Below are 6,643 nucleotides of genomic sequence, written 5' to 3'. Positions count from 1 at the left end.
TTCGAAGAGCCGGCATCGTGGAGCCGGTAACGGACATCATCTTCGTGTGCCGTAGACGAGGATTCGGGCTCCTGTGGATAGGTACATGCGGCGTTCATCGAAGAGCATAAGAGATGCTGCGTCCATAACGTTGCCGTCTCGAGACGCTGCCCGGATAACCAGATTATCCCATCTCTTGTTGCCCATGATCATATTCGCCACCGTGCAGCTGGCGAAGTGCAATCGAAATCGCCGTCTAAATTTCTGTTCAAAGAGCTGAGGAGTCGAAATGAAATAACTTGCGCGTTTCGAACCCTCCACAGGCCTGTGACCTGCGATGATGCTCTCGATCACGTATTTGTTACTTCATTACGTCCCCCTTGTCACTGAAGTCAAGTCGGAGCGGCATAACCTCCTGCGGGGCGCGGCGCGGATCCGAGAACTTGGCATATGAGCGTATGGCGATCGAGGAGAATCGGTCATCCTGGCGACTGACTCCAAGATCGCGTCGTACCCGAGAATAGGCGCCATCGGCACCGATCATCAGGGGCTGCCTCGACGGAGCTCGATTCCGAACCGATTTGAAATATGATAATCCGGCTGTTAGCGGTCAGCCCCGATGAATGGTATGATGTGCCTTCTCGAATTTCAACTCCGACCTCGCGTGCCGCAGCAACGAGACGCGCGTCGAGGATCTCACGTGGAAGTACATACCCGGAAAGATCGCGGCCGGCGACCGTCGGGCCGACCGCCGTCGCCTCGGTTCCGTCAGGTCCGCTGACTCGCACGTTTAACGGTGAAATGGCATCATGGACAACACCAAGCAGGCCCAGGCGGCGTAGGGCCGCAACGGCCCCGGCGCCGAGGCCGTCACCGCACGCCTTATCGCGCGGGAAAACAGCCTTGTCGGTCAGAAGCACGCGAAGGCGAGGGTTCTGTCGCTTCAATGCGAAGGCGGCCACGCTCCCAGCCGGGCCCGCGCCCACGATCACCACGTCGTAGCTTCCTCTGGCCACGCCAGAAGTCTACGTGCTCCATGAATGGCAGGAGTTGGCATCACCTATTATTACAGCCACAGTGATCTCTATGTGATCTCTTTCCGGCGAATCGGTGTGGCGGTGTGCGCGAGCGGCCGCAGCGTGGTTCTCCGTACTTTGTAAGAAAAAACGAAGAAGCTGCGGCGACCGCGTCTGGCGGCGTATCAGAGGCGGAGGTGGCCGAGTAGGGGGCAGGGTTTGAGGAGCCGCTCGCCCGAGGGGCCTCCTGCTTCAGCACTGATACGGCCAGGGAGCAGGCCCGCGCCTATTGGAGGGCTTGCTGTCGCGTACAGGGCGTAAGAACGGGTGGACCCTCGCTGATCAAGGGGCGTGGGCATCCACCGTCCGTAAAGGTTGGCAGCCTGGTGCCGGCGTCATCCCAGTGATTCAGACGAAGCACCGAGGCGCCACGTGGCGTCCGGAGGCGTCAGGCTGCCGGCAGTCAGGGTTCCGGCAGTCAGGGTTCCGGCAGGTTGTGGTTCCCGGCGACGGGCCTGCGACTTCCGCCGTTGCCCGCCGCCGGTGCGCCGTACAGCGCGGCGAGCGCGCCCGCGGCGCGCGTCATCGCCTCGCGTAGCTCCGGGGGGTGGAGCACCTCCAGGTCCGGGCCGAGTACGAGCAGTTCGCGCTCGGCGTGCCGGACGGACTCGATCGGCACCACCGCGCGTACCCAGCCGTCCTCCTCCGGTGCGCTCGCCGTTTCCCGGACGGCGCGGGCGACCGCCGGGGGGAGCCGGAAGGGGGCCATCGTCACGCCGGTCGGGGAAAGCCGCATGGTCGCCCGCGCCCGGTAGACCTCGGATTCGTAGCGGGCCGTCCAGCCGGCCCAGTAGGCGCCGAGGTCGAAGCCATGCGGCCGTTCGAACGTCTTGGTGGTCGTCTCGAGGCTGAGGATCTTCGCGACCCGGTACACCCGGGGCAGGGTGGCCGGCCCGCCCGCCGGTTCCGCGCCTCCGCTGCCGTCCGCACTCTCGGTGGCGCCTGCGGCTCGGGTGCCGTCAGGGTCGCGGCTGCTGCCAGCGTCCTCGGCCAGGCCTACGCCCTGGGTGCCGTGTGCGACGTTGGCGACCAGGTACCAGGTGCCGCTTTTGAGGACCACGCCGAGCGGTTCGAGGTGCCGGATGATCTCACGGGGGGCCCGCCAACGCCGGTAGGTGGCCCGGACGCGGCGCTGCTCCCACACCGCCGCTGCCACCTCGGTCAGCAGCGGCGTGTCCTCGGTGGCCCGGAACCAGCCGGGCGCGTCGAGATGGAAGCGCTCCCGCACCCGGCCGGCCCGTTCGCGCAGCTGCTCGGGCAGGGCCGCCATCAGCTTCAGTTCCGCCGCCGCGAGCATCGTGCCGAGCCCCAGCTCGCCGGCGGCCGCCGGCATGCCGGCGAGGAACAGGGAGTCGGCCTCGCCGGAGGTCAACCCGGTCAGCCGGGTGCGGTAGCCGTCGAGCAGCCGGTACCCGCCGGTGGCACCGCGGTCCGCCAGCACGGGGACCCCGGCCTCGGCGAGGGACTCCAGATCCCGGTAGACCGTCCGCACGGAGACCTCGAGTTCGTCGGCGATCTCACGCGCCGTGAGCCGCCCACGGGTCTGCAACAGCAGCAGGACGGAGAGGAGCCGGCCGGCACGCATGCCCGATGCTCCCCGGGCCATACCTGCCAGGAGAAGTCAGGTATGGCTTCGAGGATGGGATCCGACGCATCGACACCGGAACGCGAAGGAGATCGCCATGGCGGGAACGGACCCGGCTCGGGAGATGGGTGTGGAGAGGGCCGGGGGCGCGGCCGCTACCGGTGCGGCGACTGGGTCCGCAAGTGCTGGCTCCGCGAGTGACGTGGCGGCGACCTGGGCCGGGCTGATGCTCGACTGCCCGGACGCGAAGGAGCTCGCGACCTTCTACGGCACGTTGACCGGGTGGGGCGTCGCCGGCACCGACGACGAGGGGTCCTGGGCGTACCTCACCCCACCGGGGACCGAGATCATGATCGGTTTCCAGCGGGTGGCGGGCTACCAGCCGCCGCGCTGGCCGGACCAGGACGCCCCGCAGCAGTTCCACCTGGATTTCCGGGTCGCCGGCCTGGACGCCGCCATCGCCCTGGCGGAAGGCCTCGGCGCGAGGCAGGCCGAGTTCCAGCCGGGTGGGGACCGGTGGCGGGTGCTTCTCGACCCGGTCGGTCACCCGTTCTGCCTCTGCCCGCCGGCCGCCGCCGGCTGACCGCCGAGCCGCCCGTGCTGGTCAGGGCAGGTCGTTGGTCAGGGCAGGTTGTAGACGCGGCGGGCGTTGTCCGCGCAGATGAGCCGGGCGACCCGCTCGGCGTCCGCCGCGGTCCAGGCGTCGTCGGCGACTCCCGCCGCGAGGAACGCCGACAACCCACGCCGGAACAGGACGGCCCCGAGCAGGTACAGCTCGCCGAGCGCGAAGGCGTCGGTGGAGAAGAGGAACTTGCCGAACGGGGCGAGTTCGAGTGCCTGCGTGAGCAGGCCGGCCGAGCCGCGGCCGCAGTTGTGGATGGCGCGCCCGAGGTCGAGGTAGACATTCGGGAACACCTGGGCTAGGTAGCCGGCCTCCCGGTGGAACGGGTAGCAGTGCAGCAGCAGCACACTGACCTCGGTCGGTGCTATCGCCCGCAGCAGGCCGGTGAGCAGCAGTGGGTTGCCCCGGCGCAGGTCGATGTCGCAGTCCCCGTACCCGACGTGGATCTGGATGGGTAGCCGCGCGTCGACCCCGCACCAGATGAGGAAGGCGTGCAGGGTGGGGTCGGTCAGCCGGATCGGGGCGCCGGCGCGGATCTCGTGGATCCAGCCGCGGGCGGCGGCGGCGACCTCGCGGTCGGTCGGTCGCTGTGCGGGCAGCTCCAGGCCGCCGCGGTAGGCCGCGACCGACTTCACCGCGACCATGGTGGGGCGGGCGGACTCGAGCCGGGCCCGCACGGTGTCGGCGAGGTGGGTCATGCCGATCTGCCCGGTGATGACGTCGACCGCGACCTGCTCGGCGACCCGCTCCAACCGCACCACATCCACGCCGCGTCCGCCGGCGAGCTCGGCCAGCTCCGCGGCGCTGGTCAGCGGCTCCGGTTGAAATCCGGCGTCGACGCAGAACGTGGTGATCCCGCAGGCACGCAGCAGCCGCCGGTGCACCTCGGCGTGGCCAAGCTCCGCCCGGCGTTCGAGGTAGTCTTCCGGCGCGGCATGCGCCGGTAGGTCGAGCACCGGCGCGCACCAGCGCCGCAGGGCGAAGCCGATCTGGCTGTCGAACAGCGTCGTCCCCGGTGGTCCGGGGTGTTCCGCCTCGGTGATCATGCTTTCGAATTCCGGGCGAGTCAGATCGCGGCCGACCAGACCATGGCAGTGGTGGTCGACAAGCTCGTGATCGACGAACGGTTCCACCGGGCGGCCCACCCATCGATGATCCCCCCTGGAAGGTGGGGTCATGCCTGACCGTACTGGACACATTCGGTCATCCTCAGGTCCACAGCGGCCCTGTGGATAACTTGTGGATTACTCCTGGCTCCCTGGGGACAGTCGTTCTGAAAGTCGATGATGTTGCCGTGTTTTCATCTCTTCTTGCGTCGACGCCAGCTGTGGACAACGCTCGGAGCGATTGTGATGAACAGATGGCTTCTCCTTCGATCCGGCCGAATTTTGTCGCTCTCCGTAACATCGTGGGAGAGTGAGGGGCCGCCGTGCCGTGCGCTCCGCCCGGCGTCTGGCAGGCGTACGCGCGACCATGGGGACAGGGGAGACCCGTGGGGAAGGTGAGGATGAACGAGCCTGCGTTGGACGAGTTCGCCCCTCGGATTATCGCCGGAGAGGATCGTAGGCGTGATCGGCTCGCCGCGGCGGCCCGGCACGCGGCGACGAACCTGGAGGTACGCGGCGTCGTCTGTGTTGCGGTGACCTACGTCGACAACAGTGGCATCACTCGGATGAAGGGGGTGCCGATCGGCCGGCTCGACGCGGCGGCGGTGTGGGGCGTCGGCGTGTCGCCGGTGTTCGACGTGTTCGGCGCCGATGACTCGATCACGGCGGGACGGTACGCCGGAGGTCCCGTCGGGGATCTGCGGCTGCATCCCGACCTGGACCGGCTGACACCCCTTGCGGCCCAGCCCGGCTGGGCCTGGGCCCCCGCCGACCGCCGTGACCAGGACGGCCGACCGCACCCGCAGGACGGCCGGGAACTCGTCCGCCTCCAGACGGCACTGCTCGCCGAGCACGGCCTGACGGCGATGATGGCGTTCGAGGCCGAATGGGCCGTCTCCCCGGCCGGTTCCGACGAGTTCGCCCCGGCCGCTCCCGGGCCGGCGTACGGGATGATCAGGGTGGCCGAACTCGGTGACTACCTGCGGGACGTGGTCACCGCGCTCACCGAGGAGGGGCTGGTCGTCGAGCAGATCCATCCCGAGTACGCGGCCGGTCAGTTCGAGGTGTCCGTCGCCGCGCAGGACCCCCTCGGCGCCGCCGACACGTGCGTGCTGGTCAAGGAGACGGTGCGCGGCGTCAGCAGGCGCCATGGCCTGCGCGTCTCGTTCGCCCCCAAGGTGCTCGTCGACAGCGTGGGTAACGGCGGCCACGTGCATCTGAGCCTGTGGAGCGACGATCCCGACCGGCCGCCGGCCCCGGCCCGGCCTGCGGTCTCGGGCGGGGGCCCGGGCGGGGCGAACTCCGGTGGCCCATACCCGGGGGGCCCATACCGGGGGGGCCCAGCCCGGGCCGGCGGGGGATCCGCCCGCCCGGGCCGGATCAACCTCATGGCGGGTGGCAACGGGCCGCTCGGACTGACCGCTGCCGGGGAGGCGTTCGCCGCCGGGATCCTCGGCCGGCTGCCGGCGCTGATGGCTCTCGGCGCCCCGAGCGTTGCCTCCTACCTGCGACTGGTGCCATCGACGTGGGCGGGTGTCCACGCCTGCTGGGGTCGGGAGAACCGGGAGGCCGCGCTGCGGATGATCCCCGGGCCGCCGGCCGCGGCCGGCCAGGCGGCGAACCTGGAGGTGAAGTCCTTCGACCTTGCCGCGAATCCCTACCTTCTGGTGGCCGGTCTGCTGGCCGCCGGGCAGGTGGGGCTCGCGGCGGCGGCCGCGTTGCCGGAGCCGGTGGGCGTCGACCCGGCCTCGCTCGACCCCGCCGAACGGGCCCGCCGCGGCATCCGGCGCCTGCCCACCAGCCTGGGCGAGGCGGTCGCCGCCTTCGAGGCCGACGAGGTGTTGCACCGCGCCCTGGGACGGGAGCTGCACGACGCGGTCGCCGCCGTCCGGCGCGCGGAGATCGACCGGTTCGCCGAGGCTGACCCGGCTGCCGTCGTCGCGGCGACCCGCTGGCGGTACTGACCCGCCGGCGGTGCTGACCGGGTGTCAGCCCACCCGACGCAGTCCGGCCGTGGCGGCGGCCCGCTCCAGGTCCTCGACGCCGAAGGCGTCGACCGGGCCAAGCGCGCCGGCGCGGGCGACGGTGCCCGCGGCGAGATGTCCCGCCATCCACGCCATGATCCGAGCGGTGAAGGCATAGGGGTCGCGACCTTCCAGCCGCACGGTGGCGAGTTCCCGGCCGGCGGCGTCCCGGGCGAGCGCGAACACCTGCGCCCCGGCGCGGGCCCGCGCCGCCCGGTCCGGTCCGCGGCCGGTCGTCCGCAGGGCGGACC

The 6,643-nt window shown here is 70.1% G+C and carries 5 protein-coding genes and 1 pseudogene; 2 read left to right on the top strand and 4 right to left on the bottom strand.

Features of this window, described 5'->3' with window-relative positions:
* Positions 1-458: 458 nt before the first annotated feature.
* Both AC08OU_RS21150 and AC08OU_RS21145 read right to left on the bottom strand, forming a co-directional pair.
* The gene (locus tag AC08OU_RS21150) at positions 459-971 is read right to left on the bottom strand and encodes an NAD(P)/FAD-dependent oxidoreductase (protein WP_476605620.1); all 513 of its coding nucleotides are present in this window, start codon (positions 969-971) and stop codon (positions 459-461) included.
* A gap of 502 nt (positions 972-1,473) precedes the next feature.
* Entirely contained in the window at positions 1,474-2,640 is a 1,167-nt protein-coding gene (locus tag AC08OU_RS21145; protein ID WP_476601020.1) for a helix-turn-helix transcriptional regulator, read from the bottom strand.
* A 97-nt stretch (positions 2,641-2,737) separates the two neighbouring features.
* Here AC08OU_RS21145 and AC08OU_RS21140 point away from each other — a divergent pair, with 97 nt between their 5' ends.
* Positions 2,738-3,223: a VOC family protein gene (locus AC08OU_RS21140; protein WP_462189021.1), complete on the top strand. Its 486-nt coding sequence runs from the start codon at positions 2,738-2,740 to the stop codon at positions 3,221-3,223.
* A 38-nt stretch (positions 3,224-3,261) separates the two neighbouring features.
* Here the strand turns inward: AC08OU_RS21140 and AC08OU_RS21135 are convergent, their stop codons facing one another.
* Positions 3,262-4,407: an amidohydrolase family protein gene (locus tag AC08OU_RS21135; protein ID WP_476601022.1), complete on the bottom strand. Its 1,146-nt coding sequence runs from the start codon at positions 4,405-4,407 to the stop codon at positions 3,262-3,264.
* 362 nt (positions 4,408-4,769) lie between these two features.
* Here AC08OU_RS21135 and AC08OU_RS21130 point away from each other — a divergent pair, with 362 nt between their 5' ends.
* Positions 4,770-6,332: a type I glutamate--ammonia ligase gene (locus AC08OU_RS21130; RefSeq protein WP_476601024.1), complete on the top strand. Its 1,563-nt coding sequence runs from the start codon at positions 4,770-4,772 to the stop codon at positions 6,330-6,332.
* Positions 6,333-6,356: 24 nt separating this feature from the next.
* On the opposite strand, the pseudogene AC08OU_RS21125 reads toward AC08OU_RS21130, so the two are convergent.
* Positions 6,357-6,643 (bottom strand): annotated as a pseudogene (locus tag AC08OU_RS21125) (saccharopine dehydrogenase); the annotation flags it as partial.

This window comes from Frankia sp. CcMO1 (assembly GCF_977945845.1).
The sequence above is the reverse complement of the archived record's forward strand: the minus strand, read 5'-3'. Positions and strand labels throughout refer to the sequence as shown.